The organism is Streptomyces sp. NPDC032940 (genome assembly GCF_040636935.1).
Lineage (GTDB): Bacteria > Actinomycetota > Actinomycetes > Streptomycetales > Streptomycetaceae > Streptomyces.
In genome coordinates this window covers 1-18,889 of record NZ_JBEZVJ010000020.1, presented here as the reverse complement: position 1 = coordinate 18,889, position 18,889 = coordinate 1, and the positions used below count along the sequence as shown (strand labels likewise).

Below are 18,889 nucleotides of genomic sequence, written 5' to 3'. Positions count from 1 at the left end.
GCGTACAAGGGGACCCTGAGCGCTCCCCCGGGCGTCCGTTAGCGTAGTGCTTCCGTGGCGCTTAAGGAGATAAGGGTACGTTGAGCAATTCTGCCGACTCCCCCGGGACGGGATCCAGCCCTGCCCGCAGGCGCCGATTCCGGCCGGTACGCGTGCTCACGGCGGCCGTCTTCGCTCTCGCGGGTCTCATTTTCTTCACCAGCTTCGATACCGCCAAGGGCACCAATATCCGTACCGACGCCTCTTTGCTGAAGTTGTCCGATCTCATCCAGGAACGCAGCCGTAAGAACGGTGAGCTGGACGAGTCCAACGCGGCTCTGCGGGACGACATCGAAAGCCTCGCCGAGCGCGACGACGGCAGTACGAAGGCGGAGGACGACAAGCTCGCGGAGCTGGAGGAGAGGACGGGCACCCAGGAGCTGAAGGGCGAGGCGGTCTCGGTCACGCTGGACGACGCCCCGCCGGACGCCACCGCGAAGCTTCCCGGCTATCCCGAGCCGCAGCCCGACTACCTGGTGATCCACCAGCAGGACCTGCAGGCGGTGGTCAACGCGCTGTGGCAGGGCGGTGCCGAGGGCATCAAGGTGATGGACCAGCGGCTGATCTCCACCAGCGCGGTGCGGTGCGTCGGCAACACCCTGATCCTCCAGGGCCGGGTCTACTCACCGCCGTACAGGATCCAGGCGGTCGGCGATCCGAAGCGGCTGAAGAAGGCGCTGGCCGAGTCCCCGGCGATCCAGAACTACATGGTGTACGTCAACGTGTACGGGCTCGGCTGGAAGGTCGAGGAGGAGGGCACGGTGACGCTGCCGGGGTACTCGGGCGCCGTCGACCTGCACTATGCGCAGCCTGTGGAGTGACGCCGTTCTCGAGGCCTCCGCGCCGTTAGTCTGGTGCCGTACGGCGTGAGTCTGGTGCCGTGGTACGACGGGAAGGGACGGCATGTACGGCTGGATCTGGCGGCATCTGCCGGGGAACGTGTGGGTGAGGGCGCTGCTGTCGCTCGTACTCGTGATGGCCGTGGTCTACGTCCTGTTCCAGTACGTCTTCCCGTGGGCCGAGCCGCTGCTTCCCTTCAACGATGTGACGGTGGACAACCAGTGAGTGCGCGCATCCTCGTCGTCGACAACTACGACAGCTTCGTCTTCAACCTGGTCCAGTACCTGTACCAGCTGGGTGCCGAGTGCGAGGTGCTGCGCAACGACGAGGTGTCCACGGCGCACGCCCAGGACGGTTTCGACGGCGTGCTGCTGTCGCCGGGTCCGGGCGCGCCGGAACAGGCCGGGGTGTGCGTCGACATGGTGCGGCACTGCGCGGCGACGGGCGTGCCGGTCTTCGGCGTCTGTCTGGGCATGCAGTCGATGCAGGTGGCGTACGGCGGTGTCGTGGGCCGGGCACCGGAGTTGCTGCACGGGAAGACGTCGTCGGTGGAGCACGGGGGCCAGGGTGTCTTCGCGGGCCTTCCCTCGCCCTTCACGGCGACGCGCTACCACTCGCTGGCGGCCGAGCCGGGAACGGTGCCGGCCGAGCTGGAGGTGACGGCCCGCACCCACGACGGGATCGTGATGGGGCTGAGGCATCGGGAACTGCCCGTGGAGGGCGTGCAGTTCCATCCGGAGTCGGTGCTGACCGAGCACGGGCACCGAATGCTGGCCAACTGGCTGGTGGAGTGCGGTGACCAGGGTGCGGTGGCGAGGTCGGCGGGGCTCGCCCCGGTGGTGGGCAGGGCCACGGCGTGACCGCGCTGCGCCCCGAGCGTGAGTCCGGCGCGGCCGGGGATCAGGGCGTCTCGTACGGGGAGTCGTACGGGAGTTCTGGTGCGCTCGGGGCGGGCTCGTTCGGGGACGGTGCGTTCGGGGACGGGTGGTACGGGCAAGGCGCCTCGGGCGAGGTGGCGTACGAGCGGTACGACGAGCGGTACGACGAGCCGTACGCGCCGGTCCTCGACGACGAGACGGTGGCTCTGAGGGTCCCGGATCCGCCGCCGTCCGCCTCTCCGTCTTCCGCCCCGGCCGGACCGCCGGGCGGCGGCCGTGCGGCCCGCAGGAAGGCCGCCAGACGGCGCCACGGGCGCCATGGGGGCGCCGCGCGGGCTGCGGAGGCCCAGGAGTCCGCCGAGGCGCCGAAAGCCCCGCTGTCGCGGGTGGAGGCCCGTCGGCAGGCCCGGGCGCGCAAGCCGAGCGCCGCGGTGCTCGTGAGCCGCGCGATGGGCGAAATCTTCATCACGACCGGTGTGCTGATGCTGCTGTTCGTCACCTACCAGCTGTGGTGGACGAACGTACGGGCGCACGCGCAGGCCGACAGGGCGGCGAGCAGCCTCCAGGACGACTGGGCGAGCGGAAAGCGGAACCCGGGGACCTTCGAGCCGGGCCAGGGCTTCGCCATCCTGCACATCCCGAAGCTGGACGTGGTGGTGCCGATCGCCGAGGGGGTCAGCAGCAAGAAGGTGCTGGACCGCGGCATGGTGGGGCACTACGCGCAGGACCCGCTCAAGACGGCGATGCCGGACGCGAAGAGCGGCAACTTCGGTCTGGCCGGGCACCGCAACACGCACGGTGAGCCCTTCCGGTACATCAACAAGCTGGAGCCGGGCGATCCGATCGTCGTGGAGACGCAGGACGAGTACTTCGTCTACAAGATGTCGTCGATCCTGCCGGTGACTCCGCCGAGCAACACCAGCGTCCTCGATCCGGTGCCCAGGCAGTCCGGGTTCACGGGTCCCGGACGCTACATCACGCTGACCACGTGCACCCCGGAGTTCACCAGCAAGTACCGGATGATCGTCTGGGGCAAGATGGTCGAGGAACGGCCGCGCAGCAAGGGCAAGCCGGATGCGCTCGTCAATTAAGGGCAGATGACCAGTGGCAGCGACCACCGACACGGATCACGAAGAGCACACCGACGCCTCCGGCCGGCCGCCGTCCGCGCCACGCCGCCGTCGTCGCGGCCGGGGCATCGCCCTGGTCGTCAGCGTCTTCGGTGAACTCCTCATCACGGCGGGCCTGGTGCTGGGCCTGTTCGTCGTCTACTCGCTGTGGTGGACGAACGTCGTCGCCGATCGCGCGGCCGACAAGCAGGCCGACAGGGTCCGGGACAACTGGGCCCAGGACCGGGTCGGTTCGGACGGGCCGGGGGCGCTGGACACCAAGGCGGGCATCGGCTTCCTGCACGTGCCCGCGATGGGCAAGGGCGACATCCTGGTGGAGAAGGGCACGTCGATGAAGATCCTCAACGACGGCGTGGCCGGCTACTACACCGACCCGGTGAAGTCGGAGCTCCCGACGTCGGGCAAGGAGGGCAACTTCGCGCTGGCGGCCCACCGGGACGGGCACGGGGCGAAGTTCCACAACATCGACAAGATCGAGAAGGGTGACCCGATCGTCTTCGAGACGAAGGACACCTGGTACGTGTACAAGGTCTACGGCATCCTCCCGGAGACCTCGAAGTACAACGTGAAGGTGCTCGGCGCGGTCCCCAAGGAGTCCGGGAAGACGAAGGCGGGCCACTACATCACGCTGACGACCTGCACACCGGTGTACACCAGCCGCTACCGGTACGTGGTGTGGGGCGAGCTGGTCCGCACGGAGAAGGTGAACGGCGACCGGACTCCTCCGGAGGAACTGCGGTGATGTGACCGCGCTACGACAGAGCCCCGGACCTCTGGTGAGGTCCGGGGCTCTGTGCGTCCGTGCGTTCGGCGGGGTCAGTCGTCGTTGCGGCCCAGGCCGCCGAAGAGGCCGCCGTTGTCGCCGCCACCGCCGCCTCCGGCGGTCTGCAGCACGATCGGGGTGGCGGCCGGGTCGTCGACCTCGGTGTCACCCGGCGGGTTCTGCGTCACCACCAGCGCGTTGTCGTCCTGGGGGCCGCTCACCTGAATGTTGGTGAAGCCGGCCGCGGTGAGGGTCTGCTTGGCCTGGCCCAGGGGCGTACCGGGGGCGATGGCGGGCACCTTCGTCTTCGCCGGAGCCTTGGCGATCTTCACCGTGACCGTGCTGCCGCGGTCCACGTCGGTGCCCGGCGTGAAGCTCTGCTCGAAGATGGTGCCCGCGGGCTGCGCCGTGGACTCCTCCTCCGTCTGGGAGCCGAGGACGAGGCCCTTCTCCTCCAGGCGCTTCTTGGCGTCCTCCGGGCTCAGACCCAGCAGGCTCGGCACGGTCACCTGGGAGGTCTCCCGGGCGACGGTGAGTGTGACGGTCGAGCCCTTCTCGCGCGAGGTGCCGCCCTCGGGGTCCTGGGAGAGCACCGTGTCCGGCGTCTCCGTCGACTCCTTGGTCTCCTTCTCGACCTCGAAGCCCTTCTCCGTCAGGGCCTTCTCGGCGTCGGCGTAGGTCTGGCCCTCGACGTCGGGGACCTCGACCTTGGGCGCGCCGGTGGAGACGACGAGGTTGATCGTGGAGTTCTTCTTGACCTCGGTGTCCGGCTTCTGATCCTGCGAGCAGATGTGGTCCTTGGCCTGGTCCTCGCAGGGCTTCTGGGTGAAGGCCACTTCCAGGTCGGCGTTGGTCGCCTGGCTGCTGGCCTCCTGCTTGGTGAGGCCCACGAAGTTCGGCACCGGCACGTTGTCGTTGCCGACGCCCCCGCCGCCGATGGCGTACTTGCCGATGAGGATGGCACCGACGAGGACGAGGATGCCGGCCAGGACCAGCAGGATCGTGGAGGTGTGCGACTTCTTCTGCTGCTGTCGGCGCCGGCCGGGGCGGTCGTCGTAGCCGTAGCCGCCGTCGTCCGGGTTCATCGGCGGCAGCATGGTCGTGGCGCCGGCGCCCGCGCCGGAGTCCGAGCGCAGGGCGGTGGTCGGCTGGTCGTCGGGGTAGCCGCCGTAGCCGCCGGCCGCCATGACGCCCATCGCGGCGGTGGCGGCGACCGGCTGGCCGTCGAGGCAGGCCTCGATGTCGGCGCGCATCTCGTCGGCCGACTGGTAGCGGTAGTCGGGGTCCTTGACCAGGGCCTTCAGGACGATGGCGTCCATCTCGGGCGTGATCTCGGGGTCGAACACGCTGGGCGCCTGCGGTTCCTCGCGGACGTGCTGGTAGGCGACCGCGACCGGGGAGTCGCCGACGAAGGGCGGCCGGACCGTCAGCAGCTCGTAGAGCAGGCAGCCGGTGGAGTAGAGGTCGGAGCGCGCGTCGACCTGCTCGCCCTTGGCCTGCTCCGGGGAGAGGTACTGGGCGGTGCCGATGACGGCGGAGGTCTGGGTCATCGTCATGCCGGAGTCGCCCATGGCGCGGGCGATGCCGAAGTCCATGACCTTGACCTGGCCGTTGCGGGTGAGCATCACGTTGGCCGGCTTGATGTCACGGTGGACGATGCCGGCGCGGTGCGAGTACTCGAGGGCCTGGAGGATGCCGATCGTCATCTCCATGGCCCGCTCGGGCAGCAGCTTGCGGCCGGAGTGGAGGAGCTCACGGAGCGTGGAGCCGTCGACGTACTCCATGACGATGTACGGGATCGACACGTTGTCGATGTAGTCCTCGCCCGTGTCGTAGACCGCCACGATCGCGGGATGGTTGAGCGAGGCGGCCGACTGGGCCTCCCGGCGGAACCGGGCCTGGAAGGACGGGTCGCGCGCGAGGTCCGCGCGGAGCGTCTTCACCGCCACGGTGCGGCCGAGCCGGGTGTCGTGCGCGAGGTAGACCTCCGCCATGCCACCACGGCCGAGCACCTGGCCCAGCTCGTACCGGCCGCCGAGGCGACGCGGCTCTTCCATGGTTACCTACCAGCCCTCTCCGTCGGTCCCGACCGGCATGTTTGTACGGTCGGAGGCTGCCGTCCGGCCTACCGTACCCGGCTCGCTCCGTGTGACCTGGCGAAGCCCGGTACCCGATACAGGACCGGTATCGCAACGTGCGTCGATGTGAAGGAGACGTGAGCGGAGTCACGTTCCCTCCGGTGCCTGATCACTTCTTGCTCTTGATGACGGCCTCCATCACGTTCTTCGCGATGGGCGCCGCGAGGCCGCCGCCGGAGATGTCGTCGCGGCTGGCGTTCTCGTCCTCGATCACCACGGCCACGGCGACCGGCGAGCCGCCGTCGGTCTTGGCGTACGAGATGAACCAGGCGTACGGGTTCTCGCTGTTCTCGACACCGTGCTGGGCGGTACCGGTCTTGCCACCCACGGTGACGCCCTCGATCTGTGCCTTGGTTCCCGTGCCGTCCGAGACGACGGTCTCCATCATCGACTGCAGGATCTGGGCGTTGTCCGCGGAGAGCGGCTTGCTCATCTCCTGCGGCTCCGTCTTCTCGATCGTGTCGAGGTTCGGGGCCTGGAGCTCGTCGACCATGTACGGCTTCATCAGGGTGCCGTTGTTGGCGATGGCCGAGGTGACCATGGCCATCTGGAGCGGGGTGGCCGCGGTGTTGAACTGGCCGATGGAGGAGAGCGCGACCTGCGAGTCGTTCATGTCGTCGGAGAAGACCGAGGCGCTGGAGCGGACGGGGACGAACTGCTCCTCGGTGAAGCCGAACTTCTTGGCCGTCTCGAGCATCTTGTCGTTGCCGAGGTCGTAGCCGATCTTGCCGAAGACGGTGTTGCAGGAGACGCGCAGGGCCTCGCGCAGGGTGGCGTCCTCGCAGGGGAGGTCGCCCTCGTTGGGCAGCTCACGACTGGTGCCGGGCATGGTCCACGGCAGCGGCGAGTCGGTCTTCTCGTCCGCCGAGGTGTACTTCCCGTGCTCCAGCGCCGCGGCGGCGGTGACGACCTTGAAGGTCGAGCCGGGCGGGTAGACCTCGCGCAGGGCGCGGTTGAGCATGGGGTCGTCGGGGTTGTTCTTCTTCTGCAGCTTGTTCCACGCCTCGCCGGCCGCGTTGTTGCTGCCCGCGATGGTGGTGGGGTCGTACGAGGGGTACGAGGCGAGGGCGAGGATCTTGCCGGTGGAGGGCTCGATCGCGGCGACGGCGCCCTTGCCGCCCTGCTTCTTCAGGCCCTCGTAGGCGGCCTTCTGCGCGGCGGTGTTGAGCGTGGTGACGACGTTGCCGCCCTCGCGCTTCTTGCCGGTGATCATGTCGAGGGTGTTGCGGAAGAAGAGCCGGTCGTCGTTGCCGGTGAGGATGCCGTCGTCGATGTTCTCGAGCTGGGTGGCGCCGTAGGCCTGGGAGACGTACCCGGTGACGGGCGCCCACATGGCGCCGTCCTTGTAGGTGCGCTTGTACTTGAAATCGCCCTCGGTGGTGGCGTGCCCGGTGATGGCCTTGCCGTCGACGATGATGTCGCCGCGGGGGGTGGCGTAGCGCGCTATGGCGACGCGGCGGTTCTCCTCCTGGCTGCTCAGTGCGTCGGCCTTGACGTACTGGATCCAGTTGTCGCGGATCAACAGGGTGAGGACCAGGAGACCACAGAAGATCGCGATGCGGCGCAGGGGCTTGTTCACGGTCGGACCACCTGGGTCATCTCGGCGTCGGGGTTGGCGGCGGGTGCGGGGGCGGGCCTGCGGGCCGTGTCGCTGATGCGGATCAGGATGCCGATCAGAGCCCAGTTGGCGATGACGGAGGAGCCTCCGTAGGCCAGGAAGGGCATCGTCATACCGGTGAGCGGGATGAGGCCCATCACACCGCCGGCGACGACGAACACCTGGAGGGCGAAGGCGCCGGACAGGCCGATGGCGAGGAGCTTGCCGAAGGGGTCGCGGGCGGCGAGGGCGGTGCGGACACCGCGTTCCACGATCAGCGCGTACATCAGCAGGATCGCCATGACACCGGCCAGGCCGAGTTCCTCGCCGAAGGTGGCGAGGATGAAGTCGGAGTTGGCGGCGAAGCCGATGAGGTCGGAGTTGCCCTGGCCGAGCCCGGTGCCGAGGGTTCCGCCGGAGCCGAACGCCCAGAGGGCCTGCATCGCCTGCTCGGAGTGGACGATGCCGTCCTGGACGCCGGCGCGGGAGAGCTCGTATTCGTGCATCGGGTCGAGCCAGGCCTGCACACGCGTCTGGATGTGCGGCTCGAAGCTCGCCACTCCGACGGCGCCGACCGCGGACATCAGCAGACCGAAGACGATCCAGCTGGTCCGCTCGGTGGCGACGTACAGCATGATGATGAACATTCCGAAGAACAGCAGCGACGTACCGAGGTCGGTCTCGAAGACGAGGATGAGGATCGACATCGCCCAGACGACGAGGATCGGACCGAGGTCGCGGCCACGCGGCAGGTACAAGCCCATGAAGCGGCGGCTGGCCAGCGCCAGGGCGTCTCGTTTGACCATGAGATAGCCGGCGAAGAACACCGCGAGGACGATCTTGGCGAATTCGCCGGGCTGGAGCGTGCCCAGGCCGGGGATCTTGATCCAGATCTTGGCACCGTAGACGTTCGCGCCGAGCCCCGGGACCAGCGGCAGGATCAGCAGGACCAGCGCGCCGGCCATGGAGATGTAGGTGTAGCGCTGCAGGGCTCGGTGGTCCTTGAGGAAGACCAGGACGGCCACGAGCAGGGCGACACCGAGTGCGGAATACAGCAACTGGCGGGGGGCCGCCTCGACGAACGTTCTGCTCGCCTGGAGCCGCTCGGACTGGTCCAGGCGCCAGATGACGACCAGACCGATGCCGTTGAGCAGGGTGGCCAGGGGCAGCAGCAGGGGGTCGGCGTAGGGCGCGAACTTGCGGACGACCAGATGGCCGACACCGGCCAGCAGGCCGAGGCCGAGGCCGTAGCTCAGCAGACCCGCGGGGACCTCGTCGTTGAGGGCCAGGCCCACGTTGGCGTAGGCGAAGACCGGGATGACGACGGCGAACACCAGCAGGGCCAGCTCGGTGTTGCGGCGGCTGGGCGCGCCGATCGAGCCGATCGTGGACGTGTGGTGCGTCGGCGAGTTGGTAGAACTGCTCATCGTGTGACAGGGCCTCTCACGGCTTGCCTACTGCTTACCGCACAGCGAGACGACCTTCTGCTCTTCCTCCGAGAGGCTGGGGCCGGGGCTGGTAGTGGGTGCGGTCGTGGACGGGGACGGGGACGCGTCGGGCGTCTTCGGCGATCCCGACGGGTTCGGGCTCGGTGAGGCCTTGGACGTGAAGGAGGCGGGTGTGGTTCCCGTGGTCCCCCCTGCCTCGCCTTCGCCCGACTTGGCGTTCTCGCTGTCCGCGGCACGCCGTTCGGCCTGCTTCTTGCAGGCGGAGGCCTGGACCGACAGCTCTTCGATCTTCGCCCGGGCGTCGTTCAGATCGCCTTCGGCGATGGTCGATTCGACGAGTTTCTGCTGGTAGGGCGGCAGGTACTTGAGTTCGATCTCGGGGTGGTCCTTCTGGACCTTGGAGAGCGAGACCCAGGCGAGGTCCTGGCTGATGCCCCGGTAGAGGGCGACGTGGTCGTTGTTGATGCCCACGTAGTACTGGGTCTGGGTCCAGCGCCAGCCGCCGTAGAGGCCGCCGCCGACGACGGCGAGGGCCAGCACGGAGTAGAAGGACCGCTTGAGCCACTTGCGGTTCTTGCGGGGTTTGACGAAGTCGTCCTCGTCGTAGTCGCCGAAGCTGCCCGCGGGGACGTAGCCGGTGGTGTCGCCGCTGCCGGGCGGGCCGAACTCGCCGCCCCCGCCGTGCCGGCCGCCGCCCTGCCGGCCGAGGCCCGCGGCGCGTCCGGCCGGGGTCTGCATGATCCCGTTGTCGCCGAACTGGGCCTGGTTCTCCGCGACGGCGCCGACGACCACGGGGGTGTCGGAGAGCTGGCCGGCGAGGGTGTCGCCGGTGTCGAGGTCGAGGACGTCCGCGACGATGACGGTGATGTTGTCGGGGCCGCCGCCGCGCAGGGCGAGCTGGATCAGCTCCTGCACGGTCTCCTGGGGGCCCTGGTAGCTGGCGAGGGTGTCCTCGAGGGTCTGGTGGGAGACGACGCCGGAGAGCCCGTCGGAGCAGATGAGGTAGCGGTCGCCGGCCCTCACCTCCCGGATGGACAGGTCGGGCTCGACGTGGTCGCCGCTGCCGAGGGCGCGCATCAGCAGGGAGCGCTGCGGGTGGGTGCCGGCCTCCTCCTCGGTGATGCGTCCCTCGTCGACGAGGCGCTGCACCCAGGTGTGGTCCTGGGTGATCTGGGTGAGGACGCCGTCGCGCAGGAGGTAGGCGCGGGAGTCGCCGACGTGGACGAGGCCGAGACGCTGGCCGGTCCAGAGCAGGGCGGTGAGGGTGGTGCCCATGCCCTCGAGGGCGGGGTCCTCCTCGACCATGTGCCGCAGCTGGTCGTTGGCGCGCTGCACGGCGGTGCCGAGCGAGGTGAGGATGTCCGAGCCGGGCACGTCGTCGTCGAGGGCGACGATGGTGGAGATCACCTCGGAGGAGGCGACCTCACCGGCGGCCTGACCGCCCATGCCGTCGGCGATGGCGAGCAGGCGGGGGCCGGCGTAGCCGGAGTCCTCGTTGCCCTCCCGGATCATGCCCTTGTGCGATCCGGCGGCGAAGCGCAGTGACAGACTCATGCGCACCTCGCCCGTCGGCTCCGACTGCAGCCGGTCGTGTCGAGCCACACTGCCCACCCTCCGGTCGGGAGCGCGCCGTGGCCCGGGGTGCCGGCCGCCGCTGCGTGCTCGCTCCGCTCGCGCTCATTCATTGGTGTAGCACTACTTCCGCAGCTCGATGACGGTCTTGCCGATGCGGATCGGCGCCCCCGGGCCGATGGGTGTGGGGGACGTCAGCCGGGACCGGTCCAGGTAGGTGCCGTTGGTGGAGCCCAGGTCCTCGACGATCCACTGGCCGTTCTGGTCCGGATAGATCCTGGCATGGCGGCTGGAGGCGTAGTCGTCGTCCAGCACGATCGTCGAGTCGTGGGCCCGGCCGAGAGTGATGGTCTGGCCCTGGAGGGCGACGGTGGTGCCGGTGAGGGTGCCCTCCGTCACGACGAGTTTGGTGGGCGCGTTGCGGCGGCCCCGGCCGCTGGGCTGCTGGCGCTGCGGTGGAGGCGCCTGGCCCTGGCGCGCGGCCTGCTGCGGTCGTGCGGAGTCGCGCCGCGATCCGCGCTGGGTGACCCGCGTACCGAACAGGTCGCTGCGGATGACCTGCACGGCCACGATCACGAACAGCCACAGTACGGCCAGGAAACCCAGCCGCATGACCGTGAGGGTCAGCTCTGACATTGCCCCCGGATCACCCTTCGGCTTGCCTATAGATAACGGTGGTGCTGCCCACGACGATCCGCGAGCCGTCGCGGAGCGTAGCGCGGGTGGTGTGCTGCCCGTCCACCACGATGCCGTTGGTGGACCCGAGATCCTGGATCGTCGAGGGCGTTCCGGTCCGGATCTCGCAGTGCCGGCGGGAGACGCCGGGGTCGTCGATCCGCACGTCGGCCTCGGTGCTGCGTCCGAGGACGAGAGTCGCGCGGGAGATCTGATGGCGGGTGCCGTTGATCTCGATCCAGTGGCGGGTGCGGGTGCCGGGCGCGGGTGCGGCCGGGGGGTGCTGGCCGCCCGCGGGCTGCGGGTAGCCGTAGCCGCCGGGGCGTGCGCCGGGCGGCGGCGCGGCCGGCATGGGCGGGGCGCCGGCGGGGCCTGCTGCGGGCGGGTAGCCGTAGCCGCCGCCCGGGGCGCCGGGGCGTCCGGACGGGGCGGGGGGCGCGGCGGGCCCCGCGGGGCCAGGGCCACCCTGCTGGTTGCTGGAGGAGGCGAGCGTGCGGCTGCGGACCCGGTACAGGCCGGTGTCGAGGTCGTCCGCCTTCTCCAGGTGGACCTTGATCGGTCCCATGAAGGTGTAGCGCTGCTGCTTGGCGTAGTCGCGCACCATGCCGGCGAGCTCGTCGCCGAGCTGGCCGGAGTAGGGGCTGAGGCGCTCGAAGTCGGGTGTGCTCAGCTCGACGATGAAGTCATTGGGTACGACGGTGCGGTCACGGTTCCAGATGGTCGCGTTGTTGTCGCATTCACGCTGGAGCGCTCCCGCGATCTCCACGGGCTGCACCTCGGACTTGAACACCTTCGCGAAGGTGCCGTTGACCAGACCTTCGAGACGCTGCTCGAACTTCTTCAGGACTCCCATGGGGCACCTCCTCCGTCGCTGCCGTCCTGTCCACTGCCTTGCGTACTGCTCGTCGTGCTCGTCGTGCCGCTTCTCGTGCGGCGTGTTCGCGCACTGTCCACCTGGTACTGCTTACTGATCGTATCCACGCGCCGGTCGATCGGCTGGTTCCCCCTGTCGGCCCCGTCGACGGGTGTCGACGCCTCTCGGAGTTCCCGCTGGAGCTCCTCTTCGAACTCCTCCGGCTGTTCGAAGCTGCTCCCGCAGGTCCTCCTGCACCAGGATCGTAGAGGCGGCCGTGGACCAGTGTCCCGCACCTGACTGCGGACCCCTACCGGCTCCTGGGGAGACGGGCGGGACCGGTACGAGGTTGATACGTGAACGGCTACGGGCCGGTACGAGTGCCCGGGCCGGCCGGCCAGGGTTCGTTCACCCGCGAACAAGGGATGTGAATCCACCCCGCACAGCGTGCTAATGTTCTGGGTGTCGGAAGGCGCCGGGCCGAAAGGAACGGAGCCTGAGGACACACCCAATGCGCGGGTGGCGGAATAGGCAGACGCGCTGGATTCAGGTTCCAGTGCCCGCAAGGGCGTGGGGGTTCAACTCCCCCCTCGCGCACCAGAGGGAACGAGCGGCATCGTGATCACGATGCCGCTCGTTCTTCTTTGTCTGGGCGGTGGGAGCGGTCCGCGGTGTGCTCCAGACCTTCGGCTGGGTGGCCCTGCGGGGCATGGGCTGTGACGAATATCTCAGGGTAGGGTGGCGGGCGAGATCCACCTGCCTGCCGCGCCGGAACGCGCCGGCTGTCCCCGGCTGTCCCCGGCTGTCTTCGCCTGTCCCCGGCTGTCTTCGCCTGTCCCCAGGTGCCCCCAGGTGCTTCCCAGGTGCTCCCTGGGTCGGGTCGGGGCGACCAGTGCATCGTGATCCGCACGGCCGGAACGAGAGGCCCTTTTCATCTCCGAAGCCCGGATGAGCGGCGTTCCGCGCTTCGGCCGATATCGCGGAGCATGCGGCGGACGAGAATGCGGTGCCCGCCGGAACCGATGACGAGCCCTCGGTAAAGAGCGCCGGGCAATTTTGGGAACAAAGCGTGTGAACGTGCGCTGAGAAGTGTTCCGTCCGGGTGGTCCGCCAGCGAGAAAACGAGTGCGTAGCGCGAGAAACGATGCCTGCCCGCGAGGGTGAGGCGTTTCCCTTCCAGGCTTTCCGCCACCGCGAACCCGGGAATTGTCGAGCCTTGCCGCGGCAGAGTGCCGGTGACGCCACGCGGCTCGGTGCCCACGAGATGCGCGAATGAGCTGCTGACCCCCAGGTGGGTCCGGGCGATCCAGGCGATGAGTGCGTCCCAGGTCCCCGGCACGGATGCCGCGACACGTACCTGGTGCTCGTCGATGAAGGGGAGTCCGGACGTGGGGTCGGTCGGTTCCATAGGGGTGCTTCGTCCTCCGCGGCGCGGTCGGGTCGGGCCCGCACAGGGTCCCAGAGGATCGTCCGCCGCCGAGGCCGGTTCCGCCGGCAAGTCGGCTCGCACCCCGTGTCTCAGCGGCCCTCCAGTCGTTCCCGGAGACGAGCCGCCCGCCGCGGAGGCCGTGCGACGCCGAGCGGATCGGCGGCTCCCGAGGCCTGATCCCCTAGACGTTCCGTCACTGTCCGGTGGCCGAAAGTCGCTGTCGGTGTGAGGGACGGGCGGCGCTCCGGGGTCGCACGGGCGCCCGATGTGAGCGCGACGCGCAGGTGAGCTGTTGACCTGGACAGACGCGAGCATGGGCGCGGGATCGGTGCCGCGCGGCTGACGCGCGGAGCCCAGGATCGGATACGCGCATTCACTCGGGAATTCCGTTGGTTTTACGCCAAAGTGTAAGCGTCGACGGGGCCCAACAAACCGGTTGGAACGATGAAATGTGAGCGCGGCCGTAAGGTTACTGGCAAGTTTAAATGAGTGTGATTGAGATCACGTAGTGAGATTTCCGTTCTCGTGTCTGCTAGCGTCCTGCGAGCCGTGACCGCGTGACCCGGCGTACGGGTAAATCGCGAGTTGTGCATGGCCAACGGGGGCTGTCAATGGCACGGGGGAATGTCATGACTGAAGTGCGTCGTCATCGGGTTGCGATCATCGGAATTGCGGCCCGATTTCCGGATTCAACCGGACCTCATGAGCTCTGGGGCCTGTTGCACGGGGGCGTCGACGCGATCCGGCCCCGTGCCGCCCATCGTCCTTTCGGGCCGGCGCGGGGCGGTTTCGTCTCCGGCGTCGACGAGTTCGATCCGGAATTCTTCGACATCACGCCCCGTGAAGCTGCCTACATGGACCCCCAGCAGAGACTCGCGCTCGAACTGGCGTGGCAAGGGCTGGAGGACGCAGGGATCGTTCTCCCGCCGCACACGTCGACCGGGATGGGCGTCTTCCTCGGGGTCATGGCCGCCGACTACGCGGATCTCGTGGCCATGGCGGGCACACCGGGCATCACCCGCCACACCCTGACGGGTGTCGGACGCGCGATCGTCGCCAACCGGATCTCCCACCGGCTCCGCCTGGACGGCCCCAGCATCACGGTCGACACCGGCCAGTCGTCCTCGCTCGTCGCCGTCCACCTCGCGTGCGAGAGTCTGCGCCGTGGCGAGAGCGAGGTCGCACTCGCCGGCGGCGTCCACCTCAACGTCTCGCCCCTCAGCAGCGCCGTCGTCGAGGCGGCCGGCGCACTGTCACCGGACGGCAAGTCCTACGTCTTCGACGAGCGGGCCAACGGCTACGTCCGAGGCGAGGGCGGCGGCCTGGTCGTCCTCAAGCCACTCGACCGGGCCCTCGCCGACGGCGACCACGTCTACGCCGTGATCGAAGGCAGCGCCACCGCGACGGGTTCCGGCGACGGCGGACTGACGGTCCCCAGCGCCGACATGCAGACACGCACCATCAACGAGGCCCTTGCCGACGCCCGGATCGACCCTTCCCAGGTGCAGTACGTCGAACTCCACGGAACGGGCACCCGCGTCGGCGACCCGATCGAGGCCCGGGCACTGGCGTCCGTGTTCGCCTCCTCGCGCCCCGCCGCGAGCCCGCTCACCGTTGGCTCGGTCAAGACCAACATCGGTCACCTGGAGGGTGCCGCGGGCATCGCCGGCCTCATCAAGGCCGCCCTCTGCATCGACCGACGCGAACTCGTCCCCAGCCTCAACTTCGAGCGCCCCAACCCACAGATCCCCCTGGACGAGTGGGGACTTCGCGTCGTGACGGACAACGAGCCGTGGCCCACCACGGACCGCCCCCTCACGGCCGGAGTGACATCGCTGGGCATCGGCGGCAACTGCTGCCACGTGGTACTCACCGCCGCCCCCTCTGCTGCCGACGTGCCATGCCCTGAGCCACGCGTCACTCCGCCGGTGGTGCCGGTGGTGGTGTCGGGTAGGAGCGGGGCTGCGCTGCTCGGGCAGGCGGAGCGGCTGCGGTCGCATGTGCTGTCGCGTGCGGGGCTGGGTGTGGTGGATGTGGCGTTCTCGGCGGTGATGTCGAGGGCGCAGTTCGATGAGCGTGCGGTGGTGACCGCCAGCGATCGGGATGGTCTGCTGGCGGGGCTGTCGGCTCTTGCTGGTGGGCAGCCGGCTGCGGGTGTCGTCACGGGGCGGCCCGTGTTCGGTAAGACGGGTTTCTTGTTCACTGGGCAGGGTGCTCAGAGGGCCGGTATGGGCGTAGAGCTGGCTGCCGTCTATCCCGTGTTCGCTGAGGCCCTTGACGAGGTATGCGTCCGGTTGGACGGCCTGTTGGGTCGTTCGCTGAAGGAGCTTTTGTTCGCGGCGGAGGGTTCGCCGGAGGCTGGGCTGCTGGATCGTACGGAGTTCACGCAGCCGGCGTTGTTCGCCGTCGAGGTGGCGTTGTTCCGGCTGCTGGAGTCCCTCGGGGTGCGGCCGGACGTCCTCGTGGGGCATTCGGTGGGTGAGCTGGCGTGTGCCCATGTGGCGGGTGTGCTGTCTTTGGAGGACGCGTGCACGCTGGTCGCCGCGCGTGGCCGGCTGATGGGTGCGCTGCCTGCCGGTGGTGGCATGGTCGCGGTGCAGGCGACCGAGGCGGAGGTGGCCGAGTCTCTGGCCGGTTTCGAGGGGCGTTTGTCGGTCGGTGCGGTGAACGGTCCGACGGCGGTGGTGGTCTCGGGTGAGCTGGCCGCGTTGGAGGAGTGGCTGCCGTACTGGCAGCAGGCCGGTCGTAAGACGACTCGGTTGAAGGTCAGCCATGCCTTCCACTCGCCGTTGATGGAACCCATGCTGGACGAGTTCCAGGCCATCGCCCAGAGTCTGACGTTCCACGCTCCTCAGGTTCCGGTGGTGTCGAATGTGACGGGCACGTTGGTGTCCGGTGAGCTGACGGATCCGGGTTACTGGGTTTCCCACGTCCGTGAGGCAGTCCGCTTCGCCGACGGGGTACGCACCCTCGCCGAGCAGGGCGTCACGCGCTTCGTCGAGGTCGGTCCCGATGCGGTGCTGACCCCGGCGGCCCGTCGAACCCTGGACTCCCTCGACGGCCGGAGCGCGGTGTTCGTTCCGGTGCTGAAGGCTCGCGTTCCGGAGGCGGAGGCATTCGCCACCTTCGTCGGACAGGCCCACATCGCCGGACTTCCGGTCGACTGGGATGCCTTCTACGCCGGTACGGGTGCTCAGCGCGTCGAACTGCCGACCTACGCCTTCCAGCGTCAGCGGTACTGGCTGCCCGAGAACGAGGGGGCTGCTGATCCGGGCGCCGCCGCGTGGGAGCGACCGGCGGAACCCACGGGGCCCGAGCCCCTGGCCGGTGTGCTGGTGCAGCGGCTGGACGGTGTCCCGGAGGCCGAGCGTGAGCAGGCCGTGCTCGACCTGGTCCTCGCGCAGGTGGCCGCGGTGATCGGTAAGCCTTCCGGTACGGGGATCGCCCCTTCCCGGGTCTTCAAAGATCTCGGTTTCGACTCCCTGGCGGGAGTGGAACTGCGTGACCGGCTCATGGAGGCGACGGGTCTCCACCTGCCTACCTCCCTGGTTTTCGACCATCCCACCTCCTCCGCGATCGCCCGTCTGCTGCTCTCGGAGATCGACGGGCCCGACCCGGCGGCCGAGCTCGGACCCAGGTCACAACGTGCCCAAGCCGATGAACCGTTGGCGATCGTGGGTATGGCGTGCCGTTATCCGGGTGGGGCGACGTCGCCGGAGGAGCTGTGGCGGCTGGTGGCCGAGGGCCGCGATGCGGTCTCGGGGCTGCCTACCGACCGGGGCTGGGACCTGGAGCGCCTGTACGATCCCGACCCCGAGCGTGTCGGCACCATATATATGCGCAGCGGCAGCTTCCTGAACGGCATCGGCGAGTTCGACGCCGGGTTCTTCGGGATCAGTCCGCGTGAGGCGACGGCGATGGACCCGCAGCAGCGGTTGCTGCTGGAGGCCGCGTGGGAGGCCCTGGAGGACGCCGGGATCGACCCGGCCTCGCTGCGGGGCAGCGACACCGGGGTCTTCGCCGGCGTGATGCCGATGGACTACGGCACTTCACCTGACTTCAGCGGCTCGATGCCCCCGGAGGCCGAGGGGTTCCGGTTGACGGGGACGACGTCGAGTGTCGTCTCGGGGCGTATCGCGTACAGCTTCGGGTTCGAGGGTCCGGCTGTGACGGTGGATACGGCGTGCTCGTCGTCCCTGGTCGCGGTGCACATGGCGTCCCAGGCGCTGCGGTCTGGGGAATGCTCGCTTGCCCTGGTGGGTGGTGTGACGGTGATGGCGGGGCCGTTCCTGTTGCAGGAGTTCAGCCGGCAGCGTGGTCTTGCTCCGGACGGGCGGTGCAAGTCGTATGCGGCGGGTGCGGATGGGACCGGGTTCTCGGACGGGCTCGGTCTGCTGGTGGTCGAGCGGCTGTCGGATGCGCGGCGCAACGGGCATCGGGTGCTGGCGGTGGTGCGGGGTAGTGCGGTCAATCAGGACGGTGCGAGCAACGGTCTGACGGCGCCGAACGGGCCGTCGCAGGAGCGGGTGATCCGCCAGGCGCTGGCGAATGCCGGTCTGAGCCCCGCCGACGTGGATGCCGTCGAAGGCCATGGCACGGGGACCCGGCTTGGTGACCCGATCGAGGCTCAGGCGCTGCTGGCGACGTATGGCCAGGAGCGGGTGAATGGTCCGCTGCGGCTGGGGTCGATCAAGTCGAACATCGGTCATACGTCTGCTGCGGCGGGTGTGGCGGGTGTGATCAAGATGGTGAAGGCGATGCAGCACGGGGTGCTGCCGCGCACGCTGAACGTGGACGAGCCCTCGCCGCACGTCGACTGGACCGCAGGCGACATCGCCCTGCTCACCGATCCCGTGCAGTGGCCTGCTGACGGGGAACGGCCGCGCCGTGCGGGTGTGTCCTCCTTTGGCGTCAGCGGGACGAACGCGCACCTGATTCTGGAAGAGGCTCCGCAGGAGGAGCCCGTTGTCCTGCCAGAGCCCTCGGGCACTGAGCACCTGGTGGTTCCGGTGGTGCCGGTGGTGGTGTCGGGTAAGAGCGGGGCTGCGCTGCTCGGGCAGGCGGAGCGGCTGCGGTCGCATGTGCTGTCGCGTGCGGGGCTGGATGTGGTGGATGTGGCGTTCTCGGCGGTGATGTCGAGGGTGCAGTTCGACGAGCGTGCGGTGGTGACCGCCAGCGATCGGGATGGTCTGCTGGCGGGGCTGTCGGCTCTTGCTGGTGGGCAGCCGGCTGCGGGTGTCGTCACGGGGCGGCCCGTGTTCGGTAAGACGGGCTTCTTGTTCACCGGGCAGGGTGCTCAGCGGGCCGGTATGGGCGCGGAGTTGGCCGCTGTCTACCCGGTGTTCGCTGAGGCCTTGGACGAGGTATGCGTCCGGCTTGATGGTCTGCTGGATCGTTCGCTGAAGGACCTGCTGTTCGCGGCGGAGGGTTCACCGGAGGCTGGGCTGCTGGATCGTACGGAGTTCACGCAGCCGGCGTTGTTCGCCGTCGAGGTGGCGTTGTTCCGGCTGCTGGAGTCCCTCGGGGT

The 18,889-nt window shown here is 69.0% G+C and carries 12 protein-coding genes, 1 tRNA gene and 1 pseudogene; 7 read left to right on the top strand and 7 right to left on the bottom strand.

What is annotated here, in order from left to right; translation table 11 throughout:
• Window positions 1-80 precede the first annotated feature (80 nt).
• From AB0E77_RS22795 to AB0E77_RS22775, 5 genes and pseudogenes are all read left to right on the top strand, one after another.
• The gene (locus AB0E77_RS22795) at window positions 81-860 is read left to right on the top strand and encodes a DUF881 domain-containing protein (protein ID WP_361573447.1); all 780 of its coding nucleotides are present in this window, start codon (window positions 81-83) and stop codon (window positions 858-860) included.
• A 33-nt stretch (window positions 861-893) separates the two neighbouring features.
• A pseudogene (locus AB0E77_RS22790) lies at window positions 894-1,104 on the top strand (hypothetical protein).
• A complete protein-coding gene (locus tag AB0E77_RS22785; RefSeq protein ID WP_361573445.1) occupies window positions 1,101-1,739 on the top strand; it encodes an aminodeoxychorismate/anthranilate synthase component II in 639 nt (212 codons plus the stop codon). The pseudogene AB0E77_RS22790 and the gene AB0E77_RS22785 overlap by 4 nt, the downstream one beginning before the upstream one ends.
• Window positions 1,736-2,848: a class E sortase gene (locus AB0E77_RS22780; RefSeq protein ID WP_361573443.1), complete on the top strand. Its 1,113-nt coding sequence runs from the start codon at window positions 1,736-1,738 to the stop codon at window positions 2,846-2,848. The genes AB0E77_RS22785 and AB0E77_RS22780 overlap by 4 nt, the downstream gene beginning before the upstream one ends.
• A gap of 13 nt (window positions 2,849-2,861) precedes the next feature.
• Window positions 2,862-3,629 (top strand): class E sortase, encoded by a 768-nt coding sequence (locus AB0E77_RS22775; protein WP_361573441.1) that lies wholly within the window; start codon window positions 2,862-2,864, stop codon window positions 3,627-3,629.
• Window positions 3,630-3,703: 74 nt separating this feature from the next.
• On the opposite strand, the gene pknB is transcribed toward AB0E77_RS22775, so the two are convergent.
• From pknB to AB0E77_RS22745, 6 genes are all read right to left on the bottom strand, one after another.
• A complete protein-coding gene (pknB, locus tag AB0E77_RS22770; RefSeq protein WP_361573439.1) occupies window positions 3,704-5,707 on the bottom strand; it encodes a Stk1 family PASTA domain-containing Ser/Thr kinase in 2,004 nt (667 codons plus the stop codon).
• A 190-nt stretch (window positions 5,708-5,897) separates the two neighbouring features.
• The gene (locus AB0E77_RS22765; RefSeq protein ID WP_361573437.1) at window positions 5,898-7,367 is read right to left on the bottom strand and encodes a penicillin-binding protein 2; all 1,470 of its coding nucleotides are present in this window, start codon (window positions 7,365-7,367) and stop codon (window positions 5,898-5,900) included.
• On the bottom strand, window positions 7,364-8,812 hold the full coding sequence (locus AB0E77_RS22760) for an FtsW/RodA/SpoVE family cell cycle protein (protein WP_361573435.1): 1,449 nt from the start codon (window positions 8,810-8,812) through the stop codon (window positions 7,364-7,366). The genes AB0E77_RS22765 and AB0E77_RS22760 overlap by 4 nt, the downstream gene beginning before the upstream one ends.
• Before the next feature lie 27 nt (window positions 8,813-8,839).
• Window positions 8,840-10,387, bottom strand: a complete 1,548-nt coding sequence (locus AB0E77_RS22755) for a Stp1/IreP family PP2C-type Ser/Thr phosphatase (RefSeq protein WP_361573433.1) — start codon at window positions 10,385-10,387, stop codon at window positions 8,840-8,842.
• A 141-nt stretch (window positions 10,388-10,528) separates the two neighbouring features.
• Window positions 10,529-11,041, bottom strand: a complete 513-nt coding sequence (gene fhaB / locus AB0E77_RS22750; RefSeq protein WP_361573431.1) for an antibiotic biosynthesis regulator FhaB — start codon at window positions 11,039-11,041, stop codon at window positions 10,529-10,531.
• A gap of 10 nt (window positions 11,042-11,051) precedes the next feature.
• Window positions 11,052-11,933 carry a DUF3662 and FHA domain-containing protein gene (locus AB0E77_RS22745; protein ID WP_361573429.1) on the bottom strand — a complete coding sequence of 294 codons (882 nt, stop codon included), beginning with the start codon at window positions 11,931-11,933 and terminating at the stop codon, window positions 11,052-11,054.
• Window positions 11,934-12,446: 513 nt separating this feature from the next.
• Between AB0E77_RS22745 and AB0E77_RS22740 the strand changes: the two genes are divergently transcribed.
• Window positions 12,447-12,533, top strand: a tRNA-Leu gene (locus tag AB0E77_RS22740).
• A 331-nt stretch (window positions 12,534-12,864) separates the two neighbouring features.
• Here AB0E77_RS22740 and AB0E77_RS22735 read toward each other — a convergent pair.
• Entirely contained in the window at window positions 12,865-13,341 is a 477-nt protein-coding gene (locus AB0E77_RS22735) for a hypothetical protein (RefSeq protein ID WP_361573427.1), read from the bottom strand.
• A 650-nt stretch (window positions 13,342-13,991) separates the two neighbouring features.
• Between AB0E77_RS22735 and AB0E77_RS22730 the strand changes: the two genes are divergently transcribed.
• Window positions 13,992-18,889, top strand: a 4,898-nt coding sequence (locus AB0E77_RS22730) for a type I polyketide synthase (RefSeq protein ID WP_361573425.1), incomplete at its 3' end; no start/stop codon positions are given.